We start from the raw sequence: 24,404 nt of genomic DNA on the forward strand, positions 1-24,404 counted from the left end.
CCCCGAAAATCACCACCAATCGTCCAGGATAATCAGAAAAAAAACGTCAGATTATTGTGAAAGACGACACCGCCGATCCCAAGTCATAGCTGTCATTGGTATTGGGCAAAATATCATTGGCATTGACGGTGTCTTCAAATTCCGTCTCGCCCCGAACGGTCAGGTCTTTGCCGATGGTGAGCTTGCCCGACAAGGTTCCGCCGCCCAGGGGCAGCTTGTCATCAATATCCTCTTCCAGCTTGTCTTTGAGGTCTTCGGTGGTCTCCGATATGGAAGAAGCCAGTTCTTGAGCAGATTGGGACAAATCCTCCTTGAAAACGGTCTTGTTTTCTTCAATCGCCTCGGAGAAGTTCTTGGAAGTGTCAACCAAAGAAGTGGACAGGGAAGAAGTCATTTCCTTGAGAGACAGGAGCCTTTTGTATTGGGAGACATCTGTTCCCTTGAGCACTTGGATATGGCCGCCCGAGAGGGTGAAAATCGTATCGCCCAGATAATCGGTCATCGGCTTGATGGCCGAGGGACTGGCCATCACAATGGTTGAGCCCAAAGCCATGAACAGGAAGAACAAAGTGAAAGAGAGCCGTTTGAACAGTTTGGTGATCGAGCCGGTGTAGGTTCCCTGTTTGGCTTGGTAGGACCGATAGCCCAATAAGCCGGCAAAGAGCAAAAAGGAGATGACGGCAATCGGGCCGCTAAGAAAAATCAGCCCTTCCAGAGTAAAGACGGAACCGGCAAAGCCCAAAAGGGATTGGAAGAAAGCAAAAAATTCCCCCGGGGCGTAGAGGATATAGAAAGCGAGAATGGCAATGAGGATTTTCAGGATCAGCAGATAGTATCCCAGCCGGTTGGGTTTTTCTCCTCGGTGGGAATGATAGAAAGCGTAGCAAGCCACCGCCACAATGGCCGCCATGGGAGCCAGAGTGATGATGAGCCGAACAGTTTCAAAGTAGATGGACAAAAGAGGGAGTTTGAGGAAAATCAGAAGGACAACAAAAAGCACCGGCAGGGTGTAGCGGAGGCGAATAACAGACGGTTTGTCACTGGAAAATAATCGCTTTCCAGTGTTCCCTCCCTTATTTATTTTCATTTTATTTTATATTAACGAAGCATACACATTATTATTCTATCACATTTTGACAAAAATAACAAGCCCTTGTCAAGTTTTTGGATTCATAATTGACACATCAAATTATAATTCAAAAATTTTGTACTACTTTATTTTTTTTAATAAATGCTTCTGCATCCGTTATATATAATTTATGCACTTTATCTAGCTCATTAGTTGCTAGAGCTCTATTAAATAGTTTTATTAACATATCATAATCTTTTGCATCCGCACTTTTTACAAAATCATTGCAAACATCGTGGAATATCGTTCCTGAAAGTTCTGGCAGACTTATTAACACTTTTTCGCCACTTTGATTACGTCCTTCTATCGCTAGGCGCAATAAACTTCCCTCTTTATTTGTGACATTATATGGTTTATTTTCTGGAGATGGATACAAAAGAATGGATCTTAAATATATGTTTAAAAATTCAATCAATTTTTGTGGATTAAGCAATTTTAATGTTTTTCGGTAGTGATAATATGCTTTAAATGCGACAAAGTTATCAATAAATTCTTGATGATTAAATTTTTCTAATGGCTTATCCTCGTCTGTATTTTGAAAAGATTTTTCATTGAGCTGTTTTTCTAAACTTGTGATCATAGCCATAATCGTTTTTAACATTTCCTCTTGATTCGATGCAGGCACACTTTTTTCTTTCCAGTCCTTTAAGATATCTTCTAGTGCGTCTACCTTACCAGTTTTCTGTATTAATTCTTCTATGGCTGCTTGAGACATCCCATAATTATTAAAATTAATTGATGAGTTTATTGCATTTATATTAGGCGAATTGTTTCCAGTAGAATTTTGATTAATTGCATTAGAAACATTCTTGCCTTGGTTATCTAATTCGCTAGATTCCGATATAGACAAAAAACTCTTTATCCATTTTGGAATACCTATGTGGTAACTCCAAATACAGTACATAACGACAGCATATAATACTGTTGCTGTGATTGTGTATAAGATTTTAAAAATCATCTGCAAACTAAATACCACCGATTATTGATGTTGGATTCTATTTTGAAACAAAAGCTAAGCAGCCAGCAGCAACAAGAGGGTTTTACATTGATATGTCTATTTTCACAGCTAAATCATATTTCCGTGTAAAGTTCAAGCGCAAAACGTGTGGCCTTAAAAGCAGTTGCCTAGTAAAGTTTTTAAAAAGAAAATCCAGTCAAAGGGAAACTTGACAGCCGGCCGGTTCCTGCTAGAATGCAAATGAACTCATCACCTTACTCATCAATTAACCAACGATAATCTCTATGAAATCAAATCCTGTTCTCAAACTCATCGACACCCTTTCCGCCCGAACCCGCTTCGGCGAACTCCTGGACAAGATTGAAAAGGAAAACGCCCATTTCCTCATCAGCAAGCGGGGAAAGCCCAGGGCGGTGATCCTAAGCGCTGAGGATTATTTGAAAAATATCGGAAAAGGGTCTAAAATTAAAAATGCCACCCTGGAAATTCCCTTGAAGGATTTTCTCCAGGGCAAAAACCGGAAAAAAAGCTAATTTTTCAAAAATTAAAATGAAAAAAATCATAGCAGTCATCAATCAAAAAGGGGGAGTGGGGAAAACCACCACTTCGATCAACTTTGCGGCGGGGCTGGCTCGGCAGGGTCATCGGGTGCTTTTGATTGACCTGGACCCGCAGGCCCATTCAACCATCGGTTTGGGAATCGAGCCCGGGACTTACAAGCTGGCGATTCACGATGTGCTGATAAACAAGCAGAAAATCGGGGACACTATCCTGAAAACGACGGTGCAAAACCTCGACCTGGTTCCCTCCCATATCCGGCTCGATCGGGCCGAGCAACAACTCACCCCCGAGATGTTCAAGGAAAGCCGTCTTAATAAGGCCCTGCAGAATCTGGATTATGACTTTATCGTAATCGACTGCCGGCCGACGTTGGGAACCTTGACGATTAACGCCTTGTACGCCTCTAATTTCATCCTGGTACCCTGTGAAATGTCCCGCTATTCGCTGGACGGCTTTGCCGACCTGATGGAGACTGTGGAACACGTCAAAAACGGCGAGGAAATAGCCAAAGAGAATTTTATCCGGATCCTGCTTACCAAAGTGGATACTCGTAAATCCGTCACCAACGAGTGGATTCTGGAACAGCTGGAACCGTATAAAAACATGCTTTTTAATACCAAAATCAGGCAGAACGAGGCCTTAAACCAGGCCCATATTGCTATGGAGCCGATTTTTACATTCAAGTCCAACAGCTCGGGAGCTGAGGATTACACCCAACTAACTCACGAATTTTTACAACTATGTCATCAATCAGAAACAAATTAGCCGACAAGAAAAGCAAGCTCGCCATCGAGCCAACCAAAGACAGCCAACATCCGGCTGACTTGGGCAACGGCTACCAGGACGGCAGCTTCTACAATGTGCCTATCGACAAGATCAGGCCCAATCCGTATCAGCCCCGCCAGTTTTTCGATCCGCAGGCGCTGGCAGAATTGACGGAATCCATCCGCCAAAAAGGCATCATCCAGCCGATTGTGATCCGGCGGGATGAAGACGGAGAGCTTTTCTTGGTGGCAGGAGAACGCCGGCTTAAGGCCGCCAAGGACGCCGGCCTCGAGGATGTCCCGGCCATTCTCACCAAGGGCAATCCGATTGAAATTGCCCTAATCGAGAACCTTCAACGGGAAAATCTCAATCCGATTGAAGAAGCTGAGGCCTTTGCCAGGATGATTGACGAGTTTGATTACACCCAAGAACAGCTGGCCAAAGTAATCGGCAAAGGCAGAACCACCGTCACCCAGACTTTGGGGCTTAATCGGTTGCCAAAAGAGATCCGGCAAAAGTGCCTGGAAAGTGATATCCCCAAGCGGGTCCTGGTGGAAATCGCCCGAAAAGATACCGATAAGGAGATGGTTGAACTTTTTGAAAAGGTCCGATCAGGCGCCCTGACTTCCGAGGATGTCCGGCAAGACGTCCGAAAACGGGTCCGCAAGCCTCCGATAAAACGCACGCCGGCAGCCATTGCCTTGGAAAAGACTTCCCTCTTAGCCAGCTATTTAGAAAAACTCGAAATCGAAACTATGGAAGAAACCGAGAAAATTATCCTTTTCCGAGAACTCGACCTTCTCAAAAAAGAGATCGACCGATTTTTATCCGAGTAATGTCCGCGCGCGGACTTTTTTCCCTTTGTTGAGCCATTTTCAGGCTTTTTATCTCAAAAAACTGCCCGAGCAAATCCGGCAGTTTTTCTTATTATCATCTTCTTACAAAATGATTTCGTTTCTTTGTCAAGAGGGGAGCAATGAATAAATTGGAGCTGATCGCAGCCTTGGCCGAGGAGGAGGGCCTAACTCAAGAGAAAGCCAAAGAGATAGTTAACGCCTTCTTTGGCGAGATAGAATCCGCCATGATTGAAGGCGAACGGATTGAGCTTCGAGGCTTTGGCAGTTTCAAAATGAAGGATTACGACGGATACCAGGGAAGAAATCCCAAAAGCGGTGAACTTATCCAGATTGCGCCCAAGCGGTTGCCGTTCTTCAAAGTGGGCAAGGAACTCAAAGAGCGGGTTGATCTATAATTTCCTTTCTAACCAGTTTTATTTCTGAAGCTCTTTCATCCGCTCCTGGCGCCATTCCGTAAAAGTCGGCAACCCGGCCTTTCTGGCTAGGTGCTCTTCCATGCCCAGCCGGAAGAAAAGATCCCTGCCAATGCCGGTTTGGCCTTTCTTCTCGATATCCTGCTCCACCATAGCCTCTATTTGCGAAATTTCGGCCTCTGAGAGGCTTTCCCGCATCTTTTTGGCCGCTGATACCTTTAGGGACCTATACTCTTCTTCTAGGCGTTCTGAGAGCCTCTGAAGGGCATTCCGTTTCTCTTGCTCCTGTTCTTTTTCTTCTTTCTCGATATCAAACAGGCTTCTCTGCAGGCGATAATCTTCCTTAATGGCTTTGATGGTGTAAGGAGCGATGTCGCTAATCAAGCTTTTATTGTATTTGTCCTCCACGTAACTGAGATTTTCTTCAATTCGTTCGGTATCATATTTTTTGACAATCTCCTGAGCTTGAGCATTTGAAAGGCAGAAATACTTGACCAGCTTTTCATAAAGCTCTTTATTGGAAATACCAGATTTTTCCAGTTCCGCTTCTTCCGGCACCTCCCAGAGATTTTCGGCCGGCTCCTCCTTCTTGCGATAAATTACAAAAGTCAATCCGGTCACTTTCCGGCCGGTTTTTTGCTCTTTAAATTCAAATCGAATATCGGTTTTGCTGTTCAGCTCCTTCTGGGCCGGCCTAATAACTCGGTTTTTAATATGACCATAGAGCTTGTATTCATTCGGCCGGATCCCCAGGACGTGGCGGAGCTCCTCGAGGTCCACCGCCCGCTGGCCAATTTTTTCATATTGCTTTAGCAGCTCGTAAAGACGCACCGAGTAAAAGCTTTTGAGCCGGATAACATCTTTGAGGCGGTATTGGGTGAAGTATTTTTTGATTTGGAGCAGGTATGGCTTCAGTTTGGGGTCAAAACTGAGCTCGACATAGCCTTGGCCTTCGAAATATTCAGCCGACGAAAGCCAGCTGATTTGAAGCAATGATCTTTCCGACCTAATTTCCAGGATTCTTGATAAGAGCTTCTTGGTAAGGTCTTTGGTTTTTCGATATCCGGCCTTATCCTTGATTCCGACAATGTCATTGAAATCTTTGACTCGGATTTGGTAGGTGTGAAAATCCACATCATCCGAGCGAATCATAGAGGCCATGAGCAAAATCAATCTTTGCTCCTGCGTGGTAAGCCGGTAAGACGCCTCGATCAGACGATTGGATTTAACAACAAGACTTTTTTCCTCCAAGTTTTTCACAATTAACTTCCTGTTTTCATACATAAAACTTGTTTTTTAATTTTTACATTTCGAATTCTACCATTATATCACTTTCTGTCAAGGGCTGTGATAATCACGCCAGCATTTTGTGATATTTAACCAGCAAAACGTGATTATTCGCCAGTAAAGTGTGATATTTGACCAGCAAAAGGTGATGTTTCGCCAGCAAAGTGTGATGTTTAGGTCTGTAATTGCCCGTAAATAAACGGTTTTTTGGACCCGAAAACAATTAAAAGAGTTAAAATATATAAAACAACAACAACAGGGAAACCGGCAAAAGCCGGAGGGCAAACCGAAGAAGAGTTGTTGTGGTTGTCTTTTTGGCTACGCCAGGGAACGGGTTTCAACTGGTTAGAAAACCAGATTTCGCTATCGCGGACATATACAAAAGTAGCTGGTTATTAGGTATGTATATCAGCTGGAATTCCAGCTGGAACTTATACCCGCCAAATGGCGGGAGAAATGGTTACCCCCCCTGTCGCTCGCTATGCTCCCGACTTCGCCCTTTTTCCTCCGGCTAACGGGTTCAGCAACTAATGTTGCTTCACCAAAAAGGGCGAAGTCGGGAGCTCCTCGATTTTTGATCCGTTTCCCGGCCGCCCCAAAATCGGGCCGACCAGGAAACGGAAAAATCGGGGCTCCGCGACAGGGGGGGTGAACTGGTTTTAACTGGATCGGCTCAGGCCGCCTGGTTTCAACCGGTTTAAACTCAAAACTGGTTCCAACCCCAACTGGTATCGTCGCCCCACCACTACCAAGGCCCGCAAAACATCCCCGCCTTGAATGAAAAAAGGGATCCCCGCATTGGAGAATCCCTTTTCGAATTGTGGCACAAACCTATTTTACCAGCCGCAAGCGCGACTGCTTGCAAGCCTCTTCCCTTTCCTTTGTCCAGGCGATAAAGGCCTGAGGATTTCTTTGGGCAAAAGTATGGGTGGTGCTTCTTGATCGGCGCTCGGTGTGGAGTAAGAGAGTGTAAACAAAAGCCAAGGAATCAACAATTTTCTGGACTTCCGCGTTAGCTTCCGGGCAGCTTTCTGCCAAGAGAAACAAATCTGTTTCTTCCATTTCGTGCAGTTTCCATAACATTGACGCCATTCCGCCCGCTGTTTGATCAAGTTCTTGGCAAGCCTCGGGGCTTCCCCATGGGTAAGAAATATTTTCGATGATATGCCCGGGGGATAGACGGAGTGAATCTTCTACTTTTTGAACCATCTTTGAGAATGACCGGATTTTCTTTTTCTTGTGATTGCCCATGCTTTTCCTCCTTTTGGTGAATGATTTATGCCAGCCCGGATCCCGATTTATCGAGAATTGAGGTCGGGGCTGACAATAAAAGGAGGAAATTGAAAGCGGGAGAGAGAAAAAGCGGCTTGAATTTAAGGATCTTTTAGCATAAAATAACTTATTCTATGTTCAACAATAAAACATAGCTAACTATATCATATTATTGATTTTTGTCAATATGGGTGGAGGAGTTATGACTAATCGAACAGCTTTCTTCGTCTTGGGGGCCGCTTTGATAATCGTTGCTCTGGGCGGTTTTTTGTATTTTCACCACAGTCAAGCACAGAAAGCGGAAATTGCCAGATTGGAGGCGATTGCCGAACAGGAAAGGCAAAAAGCCCGGGCAGCTGAGGAAGCCAGAAGAGAACAGGAAGAACGGAAATTGGCGGCCATCCAAGAAGAGATGCTTTTGGAGAAAAAAGAGCTGGCTGAACAGGAAAGGCAAAGACGGTTGGAAGAGGAGCAGAGACGCGAAGCAGAACGCCTTAGGAAGGCAAAAGAAGAGGCTAGGCAGTGGCATTTGGCAGAACAGCGTCGTTTAGAGGCGGAGCGTGTCCGCAGACAACAGGAAAAAGAGGCGGCTAACCAAAAGGCGATTGAAGAGCAAAAAGCGCGGCTTACCAAATTCTCTTTTAAGATGGATCCCGCGCATTCAAAGGAGATTGCCGTGGCGCAGGTTTATACCGGCGATTACGTAACCATCCAGGTAAAACGCAATGGAGAGGCAGACGAGAAGCTTTTTGTGGGGGCTTTACCTGTGCGCACTTATCAGTACCTTCTGGATCCAACAAACAGTGGAACAACAAGCCGATTTTGGGCGAAGGGACCGGATGGATCACCTACTTTAGTTACAATGCCAATTAAGGACTCAGATAGTTTTGAGATTTCGAACAAAATAAATGTACTGCATCCATACGCGGAGGGGTTACGGCTGGGGGGGAGTGAAGGCAATATCCTGGTTATCGGTACGGGTCTTTCGGATGAAGGTTTTGTAACCAGCATTTTTGGAGCGAGAAAGGGAAGTCTTGAGATTTTAGTAACCATTGATTCAAAAAACAAATGGGGCATCAAGACGCGGAGTCTTTTATAAATGTTGGCTTTGGGAACGATCGCTTTTTTTGGCATTGTTTTTTTAATTGGAGTAGCGGTTTTAATTGGAGCGCTCAGCACAAATAAGGAGCACAGTCAAATGGAGAAGGATTTGTCTTTGATTGTGAAAAACAAGGGGGATGTGATGATTGTTGAAAAAAACGGTTCCGCTTTTCTTGAAATACCTAATGGTAGAGAAATGGAAATGCCGAAGAAATTTGATCCCCATTTTATTATGGACCAGTTAGGTCAACTTCAAGGATCTCCGAATGTTATTGCAACCTATTTAGGATATTTGAAAAATTCTTTCCAGACAAGTATTGAAAGAAAATTCTTAGAAAAAGTCACGAAATATTATGAGGTTTTGGCCAGCACAACGGCATCTCAAGAGCAAGTGATAGCGGCGCAAAGGAAGTTGTTTCAGACGCGAATGGAATTTGACGTTGATATAGAGACGGCAGATGAGATGAAACAGCTCATACGGGAAGACAGGATACTGGAAAAGCAAGAAAGCATAGCTAAGAGAAAAGCCAGAATTGCCAGTTTCTCTGCTTCGACAGAAAGAGTAAACCAGGAATCGAGGTCAAAGGATCCTTTTGATAAAGCCAAAAGGAGCATGGATAACCGGATAAAAAACATAACCGGAAAACAAGCTTCGGTAAGGGAATTTCGCCAAGAATATGAGGCCAAAGTGGCCAATATTTTAAGGGGAAGGACAAGGGAGCAGCTTAGCCAATACGAGAAGGAAGAGGTGTTGAAGCTCGATAAAGAATACTATGAGGTCATGCAGGAATTATAGAGGAGCCAGGAAATGCTTTGGGGAAAAAGCATAGAACTTGGGCACGATAAAGAGCAAGACGATTTGGTGTATATCACTCCCAAAATTCGCAGTACCCATATGCACATCTTGGGTTCTACCGGGGAGGGGAAATCCAAATTCATCGAACATATGATCCGCGAGGATATCAAGCATGAAAACGGGTTATGCTTAATCGATCCCCACGGCTATTTATACCAGGACATTGTCCTTTGGTGTGCGGCTAAGCAAATGTTTGGCCGCAAGAATATCATTCTTTTTGACGCCGGCGAGGATGAATGGTCTTTTGGGTTTAATCCGCTCCGGATGGGTTCGGCCCATATTTCCTACCACGTGGATGCTATGGTACGGGCGGTGGCCAAGGTTTGGGGCGGTCAGGACCTGGACCGCACGCCTCTTTTGAAACGATGTTTACGGCTCATTTTCCACGTGCTGGCCGAGAAAAAATTGTCTTTGCTTGAATGCCGCTATCTTTTGGACCATACCCACGGTTTGGTGCGGGAATATCTGACCCGGGACATCCAAGATCCCAATATCCAGCCCCTTTGGGATTATGCCAACAGCCTCAAGCCTAACCAATTTGAAGAGCAGTTCAGCTCCACCATCAACCGAATGCTGGAATTCCTAGCCTCTCCCATTATCCGCAACACCATCGGACAGACCGAGGCAACCCTGAATTTTAGGAAACTGATGGATGAAGGCGGGATCCTGTTGGTCAATCTGGCGGCCAGGAACCGCATTTCTGACGACAATGCCCGGCTATTGGGGACGTTGATTGTGAACGACCTTTTTATGGCTTGCCGGGAGCGGGAGGAAGGCAGCCGGCCCTTTTATCTGTATATCGACGAATGCGCCCGCTTCATCAATGAAGATATCGGGCGGATCCTGGACGAGGCCCGCAAATTCGGATTGCACCTGATTCTGGCCCACCAGCACCTGGCCCAGCTAAAGAAAGCAGGTGAGGACATCTACCATTCAGTAATGACGGACGCCAAAACTAAGGTGATTTTTGGCGGTTTGGGTGTGGAGGACGCTGAATTACTGACTCAACAGGTTTTTCTGGGCAGTTTGGATTTGGAAGAGGCTAAACACACCTTGGATAAGCCCACGGTGGTCCGCTATATCCGTGCCTGGATGGAGAATTACAGCCGGGGAAGAAGCTCTTCGAGGACCGAAACAAAAGGTACCACTGAGCAAGACGGCTACGGCGAAGGATCGAACCAAAGTGAAACGCGGCGCCCGAAAGACGGTTGGTTTTTCGATGATGACGAACTGGTGTCAACCAGCTCCGGCAGTTCCGGCTCTCGTTCCTGGTCCCGCTCGGAATCGAAATCAGAAGCTTTTACCGAAGGAGAGAGTGAATCTTGGGGAAAATCCCAAACACTAGAACCGATTTTGAAACTATTGCCGACTTCAGTTTTCAGTTTGCAAGAGCAGATTTACAAGGCAATGAGCGCTATGGTGAATCAACCGACACAATATGCTATAATTAAATTACCTAAGAAAATCCCAAGGTTTGTCAAAACTCCATCCGTCAAAAAGGCCTTTGCCTTCGAGGAAGAAATCAAAGCCTTCAAGGAAAACTGCTACCATCAGACCGAGTTTGCCAAACAACGCCTCGAGGTGGAGGAGGGGATTAAGTACCGGATGCTGGCCATAGAAAAGGCGGCTTATCTGCACAGCCAAGAGCAAGCTAAAATCGCTGCCGGCAAAGCCAGCGGGGCACGCCGAACCCGGACTGTAGAAGCCAGACACGCCAAAAAGGATCCGGAATCTTTCCGCGAGTGAGCTAATTTTTAATTCAACTATATGTCTTCCGCTACCACGCAAAAAAGAAAACCCCGCTATCGGCGGGTTCCTTCTGTCGGATTCCGCCTCCAGGAGCGGGATCGGGACATTATCCAGGAAGTTTTCAAACACCGCTTTTTGAATTCCAACCACATTGCCGCTTTGATCGGGGGGAGCCGGCAACCGATATTAAGGCGCCTCCACGGCCTTTTCCATGCTGGCTATCTGGCCAGGCCCTTGGAGCAAATTCGGCCCTATCAGCGGGGCAGCGACCCGATGGTTTACGGCTTAGGGAATGCCGGCGCTGATCTTTTGGCCGAGGAGTATCAACTTCCGAGAGGGAAGATTGACTGGACCCGCAAAAACCGGGGAGTCGGGGCCCGTTACCTGGAACACGCGTTGCTCGTTTCCCATTTTATGGTGTGTCTTGAGTTGGCCTGCCGGGCCAGGAAAAACGTCGAACTGATCAGGCCGGAAGAGATTTTCAATACTCTTCCCGAGGGGAGCCAGAAAAAACAGAATCCTTTCGGCTGGAAAGTGAATCTGAAATACCCCTTTGATGGGAAAATGCGGTCTTTAACGATGGGAGTTATTCCGGACAACATTTTCGGCCTTTATTTTCCCAACGATCCGCCAGGTCGGAACAAGGCCTATTTCTTCCTGGAGGCCGACCGGGCCACGATGCCGGTGAAGAGAAATAATCCTTATAAGACATCATTTTTCAAAAAGATGTTGGGATACTGGGCATCTTATCAGCAGGACTTGTTCAAGGAGAACCTAAGCTTCAAGGCGGCCCGGGTGCTCACCGTGACCAAATCCCAGGATCGGATCGACAATATGATTGCGGCCAACAAGGAGGTGGACGAACGGGGAAACGGATCCAAGATGTTCCTTTTCGCCTCTGAGGACCAGGTTGATTTGTCGCAGCCCAAAATGCTCATGGAGTCAATCTGGAGAAATGGACGGGATGAAACCCTAGTGAGTCTTATGCATTAACTAATTGGTAATTTTACAAAATCTGATTTACGCGTATAATATTCTCAACCACGGCTGGTTTGGCCTCTGCTTAGGCTCGACCTTATATTGCCCCGGCGGCGGTAGGCAACTGCCGCTTTGGCAATTTTGCTGTTGGAGCAGCGGTCTTGTTTGGGATCCGCGATAAAAACAAATCGTGAAACAAGATCGGATTGCGAACTTTTCAGCATCCCGGAAAGTAATTGCGGTCTAGGCCATTCGGCCGGCCGTGGAGGGAAACGGGATAAAAAGGGTGCTCTTTGAGCATTCTTTTTTTGTCATTGTAAATTTTTGCCATCTTAAAAAGAAACTGTCCGATTTATATTTGAAATTATCAGTTTTTTCGTTACAGGATGAAATAGAACTGGAGGAATAAATGAGTGGGAATGATTTGATTCTGATTCGTCAACTCATTTCTCAGCGAAGGGATGAGATAGCTCCCGAATTATCGGATAGCGAATATTTTGAAATCTTTGCAGCTGAGCAAGCTTTGAAAGATCGTGATCTTAGCTACGATGAAATCCAAGATGGAATTGTGGATGGACGTGGCGACGGAGGCATTGATGCGTTCTATTTTTTCATAAACAATACATTATGCAGAGAAACTATTGATTCTTATGAATATAAGCGAAATGTTCCTATAGAACTAGTGTTTGTTCAAGCAAAGACTTCATCAGGGTTTAGCGAAGCAGGAATGGACAAGTATATCGCATCTTCCCGCGATTTGCTTGATCTGACCAAAGAAGTATCAGGGTTGGCTACTGTATATAATAACGAGCTTTTGGAGAAAATCATCATCTTCCGCGAATGCTATACGAATTTGATTTCAAAATTTCCTAAGTTGACAATACGATATTTCTATGCGGTATACGCTGAAGAAGTGCACCCAAATGTACAGCGTAAAATTGATCATCTTCAGGAGATTGTTGAAAGTGCGTTTTCACCAGTTGAGTTTTCTTTTGATTTTCTAACAGCAAGCAAGCTTCTCCAACTTGCCAGACGCACTCCTAAATCAGTTCATCACTTGAAATTAGCTGAGACGCCAATTTCTACTGGTCAAATTGCGTATGTTTGTCTTGCAAGGCTGAATGATTACGTTCAGTTTATTTCAGAGAATGGCACTATAAATGAACGTATATTCGAAGGTAATGTGCGCGATTATCAAGGCAATACTGAAGTGAACCAAAAAATCCGTGAAACTCTTACTAATGCTTCCTTCGAGGATTTTTGGTGGTTGAATAATGGGATCACAATTATTTGTACAGACGCAACAGTCAGTGGAAAAACGCTTACCATTGAAAATGCTGAAGTAGTAAACGGTCTTCAGACATCACGTGAAATGTTCGAAGCTCTATCTTCTCGTCCACAGCCAGATGAACCAAGATCGGTATTAGTAAGGGTGATTGTGACAAAAGATGCGGAAAGCAGAGATCGTATCATCCGAGCAACAAACAGCCAAACAACAATACCTAGCGCGTCATTAAGAGCGACTGATAAAATACATCGTGATATCGAGGATTTTCTTGCAGCACGAGGATTGTTTTATGACAGGCGGAAGAATTTTTATAAGAATTCTGGTAAACCAGTACGTAAAATAATAAGCATAGGCTTTTTAGCGCAGGCAGTACTTGCTTGTGCTCTTGGAGATCCGGCGAATGCAAGGGCACGTCCATCAAGTGTAATTAAAAGAGATGAAGACTATCGAATGATTTTCAATGATAGTTACCCATTAGATGTTTATTACAATGCGTCTGTATTGACGATGAATGTAGAAGACACTTTAAGGCGCGATGATTGCATTGTTCCAAGTTCTCATTGGAATAATGTAAGGTTCTATGTGGCGATGTTAGCGGCAATGAAACTTATGGATTATAGCTTTCCATCAGCAAAAAAAATGGCTAAAATTGACTTAGGTAAAATCACAACAGATCTACTTATGGACTGCATAGCAATAACGTGGAAAGCATACTTAGATTTGGGAGCGACAGATCAAGTTGCTAAAGGAACCGTTCTGAAGAGTAAAGTTATTGAAGCCGCAGGTTTCAAGAGAAAACGTACATTGCCGTGAAAATATGTTAAAATCAATGCGAATGCTATATAGTATTGTAATTTGGCTAGCTTAATCTGAGTAACTGCATTTAGGAATGGTCGAAAACTAGTGTGTGGTATATTATTTTGAAGATTTAATGGAAAAAATATAAATAAAGTTAATAAATGCCGCGTTCTTATCTTAAAAGTTTATTAAGATGAGCCCTTCTATGAAGCTTAAGAAGATATTTATAATAGCTATGGAAAATTAAATAAAGCCTCCGAATTCGCTGATTCCGAGGCTTTTTTGTTTTTCCCATCCAAAAATTTCATCCGATTAGCGCCTTTAGCTCTTCCGGTTTCAATTGATGGGGTTTTCTTCCGTAAACGCCCACATCTAAAACCTTCGCAAAGGCGTGCCGGCCGAGCCTGGAGAGACAATCGGCGGCGCACTTTTGCCCATCTCCGTCGTTGTCGAAGAAGAGCAAAACTTTGCCGCCCGCAGAGAGCCGGCCGGCGATCAGGGCTTCCTGAGCTTCGCTTAAGACCGACCCCATCAGCGCCAGGGTATTGGGATACCCGGCTTGATGGAGACGGAAAACGGACAGGAAGCTTTCTACCAGGATGAAGAGATCCGCCTTTTCAGGTTGGCGGTGAAGGTTATACACCACCGCAGTTTTGACGAAATTGGGCGGTTGCTTGTACTTGCCTTCATTTTCAATTTGCTCCTGAGTAACCGCCCGTCCGCAGTAGGCCACCAGCTGGCCTTGCTCATTGTGGATTGGAATGGCAATCCGCCCATTCATCATGCCCTTGGTGCAGAAGCCGAGACCGAAATGCTCGACCGTTTCTTTGGAAATCCCGCGCTCGATGAAGAATTCATGGTCGGCAGTGAGGGATTTCAGCTGGAAGGTCAGGGGAGGATTGATAATCGGATCCTCCTCGGGCGGTTCTTGCTTTTCCGCAGACACAGCCTCTTTTGCATCTGCCGCAGCAGGCGAGGATACCTTTTTTTCTTTTCTAGCCAGTTTTTCTTCCGGGGCCTTGCCGGCCGGCGGCTCGGTGGGCCCGGACCCTTGGAGGAACCATCCCTGCAACAGCAAAGCCGCTTCTCGAATCGGGATGTCTTCCATCTTGGCGACAAAATCCAGGACATTCCCGCCGGATTTGCAGTCTCCAAAACAGTTGAAGATGTTTTTTTCGATGTTGACAGAGAATTGGCGGGGATTGGTGCCCTTGTGGATCGGGCAGCAGCCGACCAGGTTCTTGCCGGACTGTTTAAGATCCGCCAAAAGCCCATAGTGGCCCAATACCATTTCCATGGTAACGCCGCTTTTTATTTCCCTGTAATCCACCCAATTTTTGCTTTTTTTGCCCATTGGAAAGTCCTCCATTTAAGAAAGGTTAGCTTTAATGATTAAGCTTAACCTTAATTGTTGAGGACATTCAGCATTATGTCAAATATGCGAGCTCAATTCTATTGGTTTTCCCGAACGCCCTTCGGGCGGATTTGACCGTCCATTCATTCCCTTAATTTTTCGCCTTTCAATTCCACTGATTCCCTTTGGCTTCTTTGCCTTCCTGGCTTTTTCATTGTAGCAAATCGTCCCGCTAATGCTGTCAAGGTCGTTCTTCCGGTGGGGAGACTCCACCTTGACAGCGCGGGAGCGATTTGCTTTGCCCTAAAGCGGCCAGGAAGGCAAAAGGCCTTCCCGCCGCTGAGACTTCGGTTTTCTGCCAGTCGAGGAAAATCGGGCTTCAGCTCTAACCATTAACCTATAAAGCAATGGATATTCGAAGCCTTCAGGTGATGATGGAAGATTGCGACGCGGAAATTTTCCGCTCCGGATTTTCCGGACAGCCGCTTTACTACAGCGCCCGTTGGGACGAGATCCAGGAGATGGCCTGGAAGGAGGCCAGGAGGCGAGGGATGGCCCGGCCGGACGACGTCCGCTGTGCCAATTACGCCCTGGACATTCTCGGCCTTCCTAACAAGCACTGTGAAGCCGACCAAGACGAGAAAGGGAACTGGATCGTCTATTGGCGATAACTATTAACATCAAAACGATGAAGCTTATGACCAAGCAATTGGAGAAACGTTTTGCCCAGGTAGGCAGTCAGGAGGGGAAAAAGGATCCGCTGGTGATCGCCAAGTTTTTCAATCCCGCCGGCGCCGGCACTTGGTACGCGACGCAATATGACCCCGAGGGGAAAGCGTTTTTCGGCTATGTGAGCATTTTCGGCGACTGGAACGACGAGTGGGGATATTTCAGTCTCAGCGAACTGGAAACCTTTCGGGGGGCTTTCGGGCTAGGGATTGAAAGAGACCGCTACTTCACTGAAAAACCGATCAGCCAAGTAGCGCCCGCGGCCATTTCAAGCCGCTTATAATCATTAAAGAAAAAACAATGCAGGCGAAAAATTATACCAAAAAAGGGTCCCGATTTCTCAAGACCCTTAAAGATGACGTGGACGGAATGATTGAAAGAATTGACCAGGATTTAGCCGACCTGGAGGATTTCAAGGAGAAGTTTACGGAGTTGGCTATCCGGAAATGCAAGCAGTCTTTCCGTAACGGCATCGAGGCCGGCAAGTATAGCAGTAAGAAAGGCAAGTAGCCGGCTATCGGAAGGGGAGAGGCGGAGGGCCTCTTCCCTTTCTTTGCTTTTTCTATCCTAGCAAGTTCTTTCAATCTGTCAAATCCACCCGAGACGGGCGTCTGCCCACCCACCCTCTGGAGAAAATCCGGCCGCCCCGACATTCGGCGGGGTTGCCTCGGCCGGTTTTTCTCCTTTCAGCCGCATAGCGGCCGAAACCGAGATTAAATGTAGGGAGCTCGCATATTTGGCTTCCTGAGAGCTACCAGGATCGACGATCTCAAGGGGAGGAAGGGTTTGGTATGGGGTAGTCTTGTTCTAAGGTTTCTCTAAGCTTGCTGTCAATTCAGCGAAGTTTTTGGGTTTGTATTTTTCCCAGTCTTCTTGTTTTACGTAAAGCATTTTATATTTAATGTTTTTTTGCCTTTCACTGGCATCCTTACACCACTGCCTTAATCTTTTAATTTTCTCAATATCATCTAAGTCTTCACGGCCTTTTGTTTCAACAATGTATACAGTTTTAGCATCTGTTTTCACAAAAAAATCGGGATAATAACTTGATATAGCGCCACTGACATTTTTATAATCAATTTTGAAATGAATTTCATAATAGTTTTTTGCAAAAGAGATTACATCATTCGTATTTTCCAAAAAATTGGCAAATTCAAGTTCGAATTCACTGTCACCAACAATTTTATTAAAAACACTTTTTCTTGGAAGTAGATATTTTCTATCAGTAACGACGAATGGTCGAGCATTGCTAACTTTTATATAGTTTCTGATCTCTGTATCTCCAACATCTGTCACGGTCAGGTTGTTTATCTCTTGCTTAAATGTTTCAATAATAGTTTTTACTGCTGGTAGTTCAGAAAGGTTTCTTAATGTATTTAGATCATTCAAAGCAACTTCTTTATTGAATAAATGTTTGGCAACAAATTGTTTAACTTTACCAAAAAGGACATCATAGCAACCAAAAAGGCGTAATTCCTTCATTATTTTTTGAACGAAAAAGCCAATAACACTTTGATAATTCGGTTCAATTGAACTTTGTAAAATCGTGGTATGGTGTACTTTTTCATCAATAACTTCTTTAAAAACAATTTCACGTTTTTCTTCGTCAGAAAATTCTTTAATAGCAATTTTCTGGTGTGTGAATTGAGCTTCATTTAGTAGATTAAGATTTTTATATTCCCTCTGAATTCTTGGAGTGAGGATTGGCAAAATGATATCCAAACTAGAGATGTCTTTATTAACATTTTGATGGTCGATCTCAATTACAGTAGGAGTGATCGGCTTACCCATACGATCCATCTTACGTTTTTCAAGCTCAACACCTTCTGCTTTTATCGATTCCACAAATTCCATGAAAGCAGGTGTGCCAATAATGCTTACGTATTCTTCAACATCTTGACCAAAAAACATCCTCCGCAAACCGCGTCCGAGCGTTTGTTCAGGCAAAATTTTAGAATCGGATCCATAAGGGCGCAAACCTACAATCGTCGTCACATTTTTTACATCCCAACCTTCCTTGAGCATAAGCACAGAAACGATTACCTTGTATGGACTTTCCATGCTGTCAATTTCATTAGCCTTTCTACGAAGTTCCTGTAGCTCCTTCTCCTTTTTGCTGCTAACGGTCTCGGATATTTCACCGCTTTTATTAGTATGGATGGTCAATATAGCGTTTCTCAGTTTTGGATATGAATTTTCCAGAAATGTGGCCACATCATCACAGTTCTTGGTATCATCGGTCATAATGAAAAGAATGGATTTTTTCCCAGTCGGTTCCAACGTATTGTAGGTTTTTTCCCATTCCTCAACCCCTAATCGCAGAAAGTCCTCATATTTTTCGGCAAAAAGAGAACTCTGTTTTTCTATTAATTTAGCTCGACTAGCCTCATCCGGGAGGATTGGATTTTTTACTACACCCTGATGGATGGCTTCTACCAAGGGATAATCCGAAACTGTCTGCACAAAAATTTCGCCACGGTTGTTCTTGGGGGTGGCGGTTACATCGATTTGTAGAGCCAGTTTTTTACCTTTTTGCAAAAGCCTATTGTGGATATCTTCAATGGATTTGAACCACGCCATCTTTGGATCATGAATATGATGGGCCTCGTCGTTAATTACCACTAATTCGTCGACATCACGAACTATTTCGCCTAGATCAATTTTTGAATCAGTGGTTTTACCAACGACTTTTTTCCCTAAAAAGTAATCTGACAAGTCATCATCTGAGAAACTTGGTTGCTTTAAGCTACCTTCATATACGCGATGGATATTGGTCAGAAAAATGTTCCCAGACTTAGCAATTGTTCCTACCTCATCCTGAAAATGGACTTTTATTTGAAAATCATCTTCCCAATTCTGCCCATAATATCCATTATCAGGTAAAATGGGATCTTCATTAAATATTTTTAATCCCTCAAAATCAGCTTTGATGCGATCAAGAACAATGATATTAGGAGTTATTAATAGAAAATTTTTTGCTAGCTCTGAATTCTCTTCATAAAATTTATGGAAATACGACCAAGCTAATAGGAGACTCATTACTTTTGTCTTGCCACTTCCGGTAGCCATTTTAATAACAAAACGGAGCCAGTCTTCAGCAAACATATTGGGGCTAACCCGGCCAAGTTTATCAAACTTTAAAAGGTCATATTTACTGGTTACACCCTCGGTATCGTAAAGCCAGATGATCGTTTCTACGGCTTCTCTTTGGGCAAAATAGTATTGAAATGGAATACTTAACCCATCTCTGTTTAGAATGGTATGTGGCTCATTAAACCACCAGTTAAGCAAAGCCTTTGATGTCTCGCTAGCGCCTTTATAATTTTCATTCCGCCACTGAGCTACTTCTTCTCGCAATCTTGGCACAAAAGGCGGAAGAAGTTTTTCGTAACCTTCCTTCCGCAAGTCTTCATCGGCGGGGAACCACCTAATTGCTGGATCGAGAATCTCGAATTTGTCTTTTGGGAAATCTTTATGAAGTGCCATAGCTATTAAATATTAACCTCTATAATCTTTGTCGTATCATTGCCAAAAATATCGATAACTTTGACTGCAATTTTCATCTTTCTGTTTTTAACTTCCTTGAAGGCGGTGATTAGTTCGAGCGAACGATTTTTTTTGGTTCGAAATGACTGCCATTCGTTCTCGAAAATATAACTGCCAGTCCATTGCTCTTTTTCTTCGCCGGTGTTTTCGTCAAGCACCTTAATGAACTCTTTTTTGCTTTCAAATTCGAAATCTACGGACCAGTAATCAATCCAATCTGTCCATTTTTTTGTTAGAACTTCCTTTTCTATCGCATTAGTTTTTTTATCTTTTGATATTTTTATTACTTGGCCGTTTTCAATGACGACCTTGCTTCCACCAGCATTGAGTTTCTCCTCCACCTCGCGGGCGTCATCCTGGTTATAGAAGACGGAAAAATCGACTAGCTCAATCGCAATTTCCTTGGCATTTTTTCGGCCGCGAACGATAGGTTTAACCTCGATATATGCGACGTCGTAGAATTTGACTTGCCCTTTCTCGACAGCCTTCTTATCGAAAATTTCTCGAGGAATCACTTTAAATTGGATATCAATTCCGAGTTTTTTGGCTCCTTCAAAATCCAATCCCATTTCGTAATCGAAGCCTAAAATATCAGCTTTAGTGATTCCGTTTTCTCTACATTCCATGAGTATTTTTTCTAGAAAATAATTAGTTACTGGTCGATCAATTTGACCAATGGCTATTAATCTGTCTCTTTTTTTACCAACAAAATTATTGTATGAATCAATGGGTTCAGCTTTGTAGGCGGAAAGAATAAGATTGATAAACTGCTTTTCTTTAGCTTGTTTTTGACGATGTTTTTCTTCCTTCCGTAAATCTTCGTTTATGTTTAAAAATTGTTCGCGTTCATATTTGCCAATATTGAGAATTTCAAAAGCTCGAAAATCTTTGCCAGCCTTTTTGAGCTCTCTTTGAACACCAATCAAACGTTTACGCGTGGTGTGAATAGAAAACCTACCCAAATCCGAACCAATCCATTTTCTGCCCAATTTTTCCGCCACTGCCAAAGTCGTGCCGCTGCCGCAGAAAAAGTCAGCAACAAGATCACCTTGGTTTGATGATGCGGTGATTATTCTTTCAACAAGTTTTTCTGGTTTTTGTGTTGGGTAGCCTATTATTTCAGCTGATGAAGTAGCAACACCAAATCCTGGTAAATCAGTCCAGATGGAATCTAATTGAAGTGAATATTCATCTAAATAATATTTTTTATATTTTTTTCCAGTTGCAGAAACATAGATTAGATTTTGCTTTTCCATCTCCTGAATAGATTTATTAGAATAATCACCCAGTGTAGTTCTTTTAAATTTTCTTCCATCGGAATCTTGATATCGAAATTCATTTAATTGTTTATTTGTCAATTCTGCAGACAAAGAATTAAATATATAATTATCACTTTTAGAATATAGAATTACATTGTCAAAAGTTTTTGGCCAATGCCTGGCTTTCTTTTTTGCACCCTTCCCGACTGCATCTTTTTTCCAAATTACTTCGCCGCGAAAATTGTGTTTGCTGAATATTTCGTCAAGTATCAATTTTATATAGCTACTCAATCGCCAATCACAGTGAACATAAATACTACCGTCATTTGCCAAAAGTCCGTGTATAAGCTTTAAACGTTCATAGATCATAGATATAAAACTATCAGTACCCTTACCCCATGTATCACGATAGGCAATTTCTTCAATTATAGATGGTTTTTTTGTAAAACTTTCGTCCCCAATTTCAATATCTAAACTAAAATCCGCACCTACATCAAATGGTGGGTCAATATAAATCAATTTTAGGCCGCCTTCTGCTTCTATTTCTTTCCGTAATGGTCCGTTTTTAAGCGATGATAAAATTAACTTATTATCTCCCCAAATTAATTTGTTCGACCAACCTTTGATTTGCCGGCCAGACAAATCAAACAACGATGTTTGATCCGTGATTTTATCCTCACTCCTTGGCTCATCAATTTGTTCAATGACCTGAAAAGGCAAAACTAAATTTTCGATTTCATCGGTTTTGCCATTCCATACAAGTTCAACCTCGCGGACGCTATCAAATAATAAAAACCGATATTTCTCCGGCAAAGGTCTGTCTAGTTCAAGATATTTTATGACATCACGTTTTTCGTTATCGGTGAGATCTAATTTATTCATTATTTTATGCAACTCCTTAGAATTATGTGAATATAAAACTATTCTAGCTCAAACTTTCCAATAGGCAAGCCCCAAAAATATTTTCTCTTGAATTGAGATGAAAAACCGAGGCTCACTGAACCTCGGTTTGGGTTTTTTCTTTTGATGGTTATCTTTTCTTTCTAACCAGTTACGCTTTTTCGCTTCCGATTTCCCCTCCACAAGCGAGTGCACTGTTTGGAAGACTGTCCTCCCAATGACTGTGGCACCAGGCCTGCCGGATTTTGTACACCTGGCCGGCTGGCTGGACCTCCCAATACAGATCCCGATCCACCAGGAACCCGCCGATATTCAGGCTCTTCAATTCACTGAAGGGGATATAGCCCCATTCGGCGTTCATCAGGTCTCCGCCAAGAATGGCAAAGCCCCAGAAAATATCCCCGCCGTCATACTCGACGATATACCAATCTGAGTCGCCAAAGAAGAAATGGAGCTGGATCAGCTTTTCCCGAAGGGGAATGTGCTCAGTCTTGTAGAGTCGGGGGATTTTAGCTAGGTCCTCTTCCGTTGGGGTGTTCCACATAGACCACTCCTTCCCGCCGGGCCCATTTCGGCCCGCGCAACAAATCTTGTCCGCGTTTTCGGATTTCCCTAAAAGGCGAGAATGGCGTTGTGAAGTTTGACGTGGTTTTCCATTACTGCCATGGGCGGGGAGGACTTGAGGGCTTCAGTGCAGGCGTTGTAGAGGCTCCAATAATTCCGATCCTGGAATTCTTCATATTCCGGATTCATCCATTTTTCTTTGGCCACCGGCATCTGTCTTGGGGAAAGGATCCCGTGGCCGTAGGCCAGCCCCAGGAATTGGAACCCTTGGTCATCGGAGATTCTCCGGCTTTTCAAAGTATCCCGATCCACCAGGATTTGGCTGTAGCGCTCAATGCTTTTGTAAAGAGTGGTGATGATTTTCCCTTCCAGATCATTCCAGACGTTCTTGGTGTGCTTTTTCATTACCACCAGATCGCCTTGGAGGGCCAGGTTATCACAGATAAACACCGTCGCTCCGACGGCCAGGCCGATTGACATCGACCGATCATAGGAATTCCGGAAAGCCACAGACAATCCCGTTTCCTCGTCTTCGGTCCGGAACTTAAGCAGAGCAAACATTTGATTGCCATTTCGGGCGATAGCATAGCTTTCGCCGATCAGGGCGTAATCCTTGAGGATCGCGTCGCAGAAAACCTTGACCCTTCCAGTCAAATCGTAATGTGAAACCGGAACATAACTGTCCGTCGCCTCGGGCAAAGGAATGAGATCGAGGGCCTCCCTATCCACCCCTTCGCCCCCGCAATGGATCAACATATCTTTCATGCTGTCTTCCTCCTCGGCAGGTCATAGTGTCAAAAAGTGTGACGAATTCCTCCTGTCGGCCAGAAATCTGCCGCCAACGGGCAAATTTCGCCCGCTGATGGCGCTGGATCCATAAAAGGTTCTCTTCAGGATTTGGGAATGACTCTCAGAAAATTTTCACCAGGAAGCTCATTGCGTTTTTGAAAGAACTTTCATGATTCCCTCCTTCTTGTTTAAGGGTTAGTTTTAACCGCCAAACAGAAAGAGGCAGGGGAAAGGGGAGAGGTAGACGCGGAAGAGTTTCTCAGGAAGGACGTTTCATCGGAGAGGAAATTATTATTGCCTATTATGATGGAATTTTTCTAAAAATCAAATATCTACGGGCTAAAATGACCCCGTATAAAACATTTGTTTTTTACGCAGCAAAATCAGGCAGTAAAAACCCCCGAAAATCGGGGGTTTTTGGGTTCGATTTTTCAGAGGATTTTATACGCACCTCAAAATCTTCAAAAAGCTAATTTATAGCTACTCGATATTTCTTCCTTTAAAATAATCCTTTTCGTATTATTTCATCTCATTTCCTAATGACAACATACTACCGCTCAAGATCTCATTTTTTGGAAAAGAGTATTGAATCATTCGCTGCAAACTCACTCTGTCCCTTTCCTCTATTTGCCATTTTGCTTTTTGCAATATTTCTTCAAATTCACAAAGAGCTTGTACAAACAACACTTCCGATTGCGCTTTGCTAGCATTCTCTAATGATTGAAACAACATTTTTTTAGCGTATTCCAATTGGTTGGCTTCAATACATATCTCCGCCAAGCCCATTAATACTTCGCTTTTAAAAGCTATAACTTCTACTGGCTTCTCATCAAAATTTTTACAAATTTCTAAGGCTTTATCATAATATCCCGCGTTGACATATCCCTTAGCAATTTTCTCCAACGATAAACATCTCAATGCAATATGATCTATTGTGATGGCAATACTAGATGCATCATCAAGCAATTTTTTCGACTTTTCTAATTTATCATTCCGCCTATAAATTTCGGATAATTCAATTAATGTCTCTATTTTCTCCTTCCCCTCATCGATTAAATATAAAACTTCAATAGCCTTACCACTGTTTCCCAGTTTCTCATAACATATAACGATTTTTTTTAACCTCAAGCTGCGCAAGTCTTTTGAGTCAATAGAATCAACACTTCCCAACGCTAGCAGTAGGACCTCCGAAGCTTTCTCTTTATCCCCCATCAGGATATATTTATCACTGATATTCGTTAATGCCTCTAC

General features: G+C 43.7%; 22 protein-coding genes. 12 read left to right on the top strand and 10 right to left on the bottom strand.

Annotated features, from left to right (window positions below; translation table 11 throughout):
- Positions 1-46 precede the first annotated feature (46 nt).
- Together H567_RS0118665 and H567_RS28710 are read right to left on the bottom strand one after the other, a co-directional pair.
- Positions 47-1,087, bottom strand: a complete 1,041-nt coding sequence (locus H567_RS0118665; RefSeq protein WP_028322559.1) for a hypothetical protein — start codon at positions 1,085-1,087, stop codon at positions 47-49.
- A 109-nt stretch (positions 1,088-1,196) separates the two neighbouring features.
- Positions 1,197-1,979 (bottom strand): hypothetical protein, encoded by a 783-nt coding sequence (locus tag H567_RS28710; RefSeq protein ID WP_153306262.1) that lies wholly within the window; start codon positions 1,977-1,979, stop codon positions 1,197-1,199.
- A 392-nt stretch (positions 1,980-2,371) separates the two neighbouring features.
- On the opposite strand from H567_RS28710, the gene H567_RS26000 reads away from it, so the two are divergent.
- From H567_RS26000 to H567_RS0118685, 4 genes are all read left to right on the top strand, one after another.
- Positions 2,372-2,620 carry a type II toxin-antitoxin system Phd/YefM family antitoxin gene (locus tag H567_RS26000; RefSeq protein ID WP_035255266.1) on the top strand — a complete coding sequence of 83 codons (249 nt, stop codon included), beginning with the start codon at positions 2,372-2,374 and terminating at the stop codon, positions 2,618-2,620.
- Positions 2,621-2,636: 16 nt separating this feature from the next.
- Positions 2,637-3,413, top strand: a complete 777-nt coding sequence (locus H567_RS0118675) for a ParA family protein (protein ID WP_028322560.1) — start codon at positions 2,637-2,639, stop codon at positions 3,411-3,413.
- Complete coding sequence (locus H567_RS26005) at positions 3,389-4,249, top strand: ParB/RepB/Spo0J family partition protein (protein ID WP_051185120.1); 861 nt, start codon at positions 3,389-3,391, stop codon at positions 4,247-4,249. Before H567_RS0118675 ends, H567_RS26005 begins: the two co-directional genes overlap by 25 nt.
- Positions 4,250-4,389: 140 nt before the next feature.
- Positions 4,390-4,665 carry an HU family DNA-binding protein gene (locus H567_RS0118685; RefSeq protein WP_028322561.1) on the top strand — a complete coding sequence of 92 codons (276 nt, stop codon included), beginning with the start codon at positions 4,390-4,392 and terminating at the stop codon, positions 4,663-4,665.
- An 18-nt stretch (positions 4,666-4,683) separates the two neighbouring features.
- On the opposite strand, the gene H567_RS26010 is transcribed toward H567_RS0118685, so the two are convergent.
- On the bottom strand, positions 4,684-5,943 hold the full coding sequence (locus H567_RS26010) for a replication initiation protein (protein ID WP_051185121.1): 1,260 nt from the start codon (positions 5,941-5,943) through the stop codon (positions 4,684-4,686).
- An 858-nt stretch (positions 5,944-6,801) separates the two neighbouring features.
- Positions 6,802-7,221: a hypothetical protein gene (locus H567_RS0118695; RefSeq protein ID WP_028322562.1), complete on the bottom strand. Its 420-nt coding sequence runs from the start codon at positions 7,219-7,221 to the stop codon at positions 6,802-6,804.
- Positions 7,222-7,444: 223 nt separating this feature from the next.
- Between H567_RS0118695 and H567_RS0118700 the strand changes: the two genes are divergently transcribed.
- The 5 genes from H567_RS0118700 to H567_RS28025 all read left to right on the top strand — a co-directional run bounded on the left by H567_RS0118700 (position 7,445) and on the right by H567_RS28025 (position 14,027).
- Positions 7,445-8,341, top strand: coding sequence for a hypothetical protein (locus tag H567_RS0118700; protein ID WP_028322563.1), 897 nt, complete (start codon positions 7,445-7,447; stop codon positions 8,339-8,341).
- On the top strand, positions 8,342-9,139 hold the full coding sequence (locus H567_RS0118705; protein WP_028322564.1) for a hypothetical protein: 798 nt from the start codon (positions 8,342-8,344) through the stop codon (positions 9,137-9,139).
- A gap of 12 nt (positions 9,140-9,151) precedes the next feature.
- A complete protein-coding gene (locus H567_RS0118710; protein WP_028322565.1) occupies positions 9,152-10,945 on the top strand; it encodes a type IV secretory system conjugative DNA transfer family protein in 1,794 nt (597 codons plus the stop codon).
- A gap of 21 nt (positions 10,946-10,966) precedes the next feature.
- Entirely contained in the window at positions 10,967-11,941 is a 975-nt protein-coding gene (locus tag H567_RS0118715) for a replication-relaxation family protein (protein WP_028322566.1), read from the top strand.
- Between the two features lie 394 nt (positions 11,942-12,335).
- Positions 12,336-14,027, top strand: a complete 1,692-nt coding sequence (locus tag H567_RS28025; RefSeq protein ID WP_084517567.1) for an AIPR family protein — start codon at positions 12,336-12,338, stop codon at positions 14,025-14,027.
- 289 nt (positions 14,028-14,316) lie between these two features.
- On the opposite strand, the gene H567_RS0118725 is transcribed toward H567_RS28025, so the two are convergent.
- Positions 14,317-15,366, bottom strand: a complete 1,050-nt coding sequence (locus H567_RS0118725; RefSeq protein ID WP_028322568.1) for a CHC2 zinc finger domain-containing protein — start codon at positions 15,364-15,366, stop codon at positions 14,317-14,319.
- A 431-nt stretch (positions 15,367-15,797) separates the two neighbouring features.
- Between H567_RS0118725 and H567_RS0118730 the strand changes: the two genes are divergently transcribed.
- From H567_RS0118730 to H567_RS0118740, 3 genes are all read left to right on the top strand, one after another.
- Positions 15,798-16,037 carry a hypothetical protein gene (locus H567_RS0118730; RefSeq protein ID WP_153306263.1) on the top strand — a complete coding sequence of 80 codons (240 nt, stop codon included), beginning with the start codon at positions 15,798-15,800 and terminating at the stop codon, positions 16,035-16,037.
- A 26-nt stretch (positions 16,038-16,063) separates the two neighbouring features.
- Positions 16,064-16,378 carry a DUF2958 domain-containing protein gene (locus H567_RS26015; RefSeq protein WP_244155519.1) on the top strand — a complete coding sequence of 105 codons (315 nt, stop codon included), beginning with the start codon at positions 16,064-16,066 and terminating at the stop codon, positions 16,376-16,378.
- Positions 16,379-16,464: 86 nt separating this feature from the next.
- Positions 16,465-16,605: a hypothetical protein gene (locus tag H567_RS0118740; protein ID WP_153306264.1), complete on the top strand. Its 141-nt coding sequence runs from the start codon at positions 16,465-16,467 to the stop codon at positions 16,603-16,605.
- A 297-nt stretch (positions 16,606-16,902) separates the two neighbouring features.
- Here the strand turns inward: H567_RS0118740 and H567_RS0118745 are convergent, their stop codons facing one another.
- From H567_RS0118745 to H567_RS29080, 5 genes are all read right to left on the bottom strand, one after another.
- The gene (locus H567_RS0118745) at positions 16,903-19,581 is read right to left on the bottom strand and encodes a DEAD/DEAH box helicase family protein (RefSeq protein ID WP_028322571.1); all 2,679 of its coding nucleotides are present in this window, start codon (positions 19,579-19,581) and stop codon (positions 16,903-16,905) included.
- 5 nt (positions 19,582-19,586) lie between these two features.
- On the bottom strand, positions 19,587-21,782 hold the full coding sequence (locus H567_RS0118750) for a site-specific DNA-methyltransferase (RefSeq protein WP_028322572.1): 2,196 nt from the start codon (positions 21,780-21,782) through the stop codon (positions 19,587-19,589).
- Positions 21,783-21,951: 169 nt separating this feature from the next.
- The gene (locus tag H567_RS26020; protein ID WP_208598431.1) at positions 21,952-22,344 is read right to left on the bottom strand and encodes a DUF2958 domain-containing protein; all 393 of its coding nucleotides are present in this window, start codon (positions 22,342-22,344) and stop codon (positions 21,952-21,954) included.
- A 68-nt stretch (positions 22,345-22,412) separates the two neighbouring features.
- Entirely contained in the window at positions 22,413-23,129 is a 717-nt protein-coding gene (locus tag H567_RS0118760) for a DUF932 domain-containing protein (protein WP_028322573.1), read from the bottom strand.
- Between the two features lie 543 nt (positions 23,130-23,672).
- A partial coding sequence (locus H567_RS29080) for a tetratricopeptide repeat protein (RefSeq protein WP_028322574.1) occupies positions 23,673-24,404 on the bottom strand: 732 nt, incomplete at its 5' end.

This window comes from Desulfatiglans anilini DSM 4660 (genome assembly GCF_000422285.1).
GTDB lineage: Bacteria > Desulfobacterota > DSM-4660 > Desulfatiglandales > Desulfatiglandaceae > Desulfatiglans > Desulfatiglans anilini.

Bases quoted from the DNA above. Each gene is read 5' to 3' on its own strand.
- H567_RS0118665 (WP_028322559.1), bottom strand. From the start codon at position 1,087: ATGAAAATAAATAAGGGAGGGAACACTGGAAAGCGATTATTTTCCAGT.
- H567_RS26000 (WP_035255266.1), top strand. From the start codon at position 2,372: ATGAAATCAAATCCTGTTCTCAAACTCATCGACACCCTTTCCGCCCGA.
- H567_RS0118675 (WP_028322560.1), top strand. From the start codon at position 2,637: ATGAAAAAAATCATAGCAGTCATCAATCAAAAAGGGGGAGTGGGGAAA.
- H567_RS26005 (WP_051185120.1), top strand. From the start codon at position 3,389: ATGTCATCAATCAGAAACAAATTAGCCGACAAGAAAAGCAAGCTCGCC.
- H567_RS0118685 (WP_028322561.1), top strand. From the start codon at position 4,390: ATGAATAAATTGGAGCTGATCGCAGCCTTGGCCGAGGAGGAGGGCCTA.
- H567_RS0118695 (WP_028322562.1), bottom strand. From the start codon at position 7,221: ATGGGCAATCACAAGAAAAAGAAAATCCGGTCATTCTCAAAGATGGTT.
- H567_RS0118700 (WP_028322563.1), top strand. From the start codon at position 7,445: ATGACTAATCGAACAGCTTTCTTCGTCTTGGGGGCCGCTTTGATAATC.
- H567_RS0118705 (WP_028322564.1), top strand. From the start codon at position 8,342: ATGTTGGCTTTGGGAACGATCGCTTTTTTTGGCATTGTTTTTTTAATT.
- H567_RS0118710 (WP_028322565.1), top strand. From the start codon at position 9,152: ATGCTTTGGGGAAAAAGCATAGAACTTGGGCACGATAAAGAGCAAGAC.
- H567_RS0118715 (WP_028322566.1), top strand. From the start codon at position 10,967: ATGTCTTCCGCTACCACGCAAAAAAGAAAACCCCGCTATCGGCGGGTT.
- H567_RS28025 (WP_084517567.1), top strand. From the start codon at position 12,336: ATGAGTGGGAATGATTTGATTCTGATTCGTCAACTCATTTCTCAGCGA.
- H567_RS0118725 (WP_028322568.1), bottom strand. From the start codon at position 15,366: ATGGGCAAAAAAAGCAAAAATTGGGTGGATTACAGGGAAATAAAAAGC.
- H567_RS0118730 (WP_153306263.1), top strand. From the start codon at position 15,798: ATGATGGAAGATTGCGACGCGGAAATTTTCCGCTCCGGATTTTCCGGA.
- H567_RS26015 (WP_244155519.1), top strand. From the start codon at position 16,064: ATGACCAAGCAATTGGAGAAACGTTTTGCCCAGGTAGGCAGTCAGGAG.
- H567_RS0118740 (WP_153306264.1), top strand. From the start codon at position 16,465: ATGATTGAAAGAATTGACCAGGATTTAGCCGACCTGGAGGATTTCAAG.
- H567_RS0118745 (WP_028322571.1), bottom strand. From the start codon at position 19,581: ATGGCACTTCATAAAGATTTCCCAAAAGACAAATTCGAGATTCTCGAT.
- H567_RS0118750 (WP_028322572.1), bottom strand. From the start codon at position 21,782: ATGAATAAATTAGATCTCACCGATAACGAAAAACGTGATGTCATAAAA.
- H567_RS26020 (WP_208598431.1), bottom strand. From the start codon at position 22,344: ATGTGGAACACCCCAACGGAAGAGGACCTAGCTAAAATCCCCCGACTC.
- H567_RS0118760 (WP_028322573.1), bottom strand. From the start codon at position 23,129: ATGAAAGATATGTTGATCCATTGCGGGGGCGAAGGGGTGGATAGGGAG.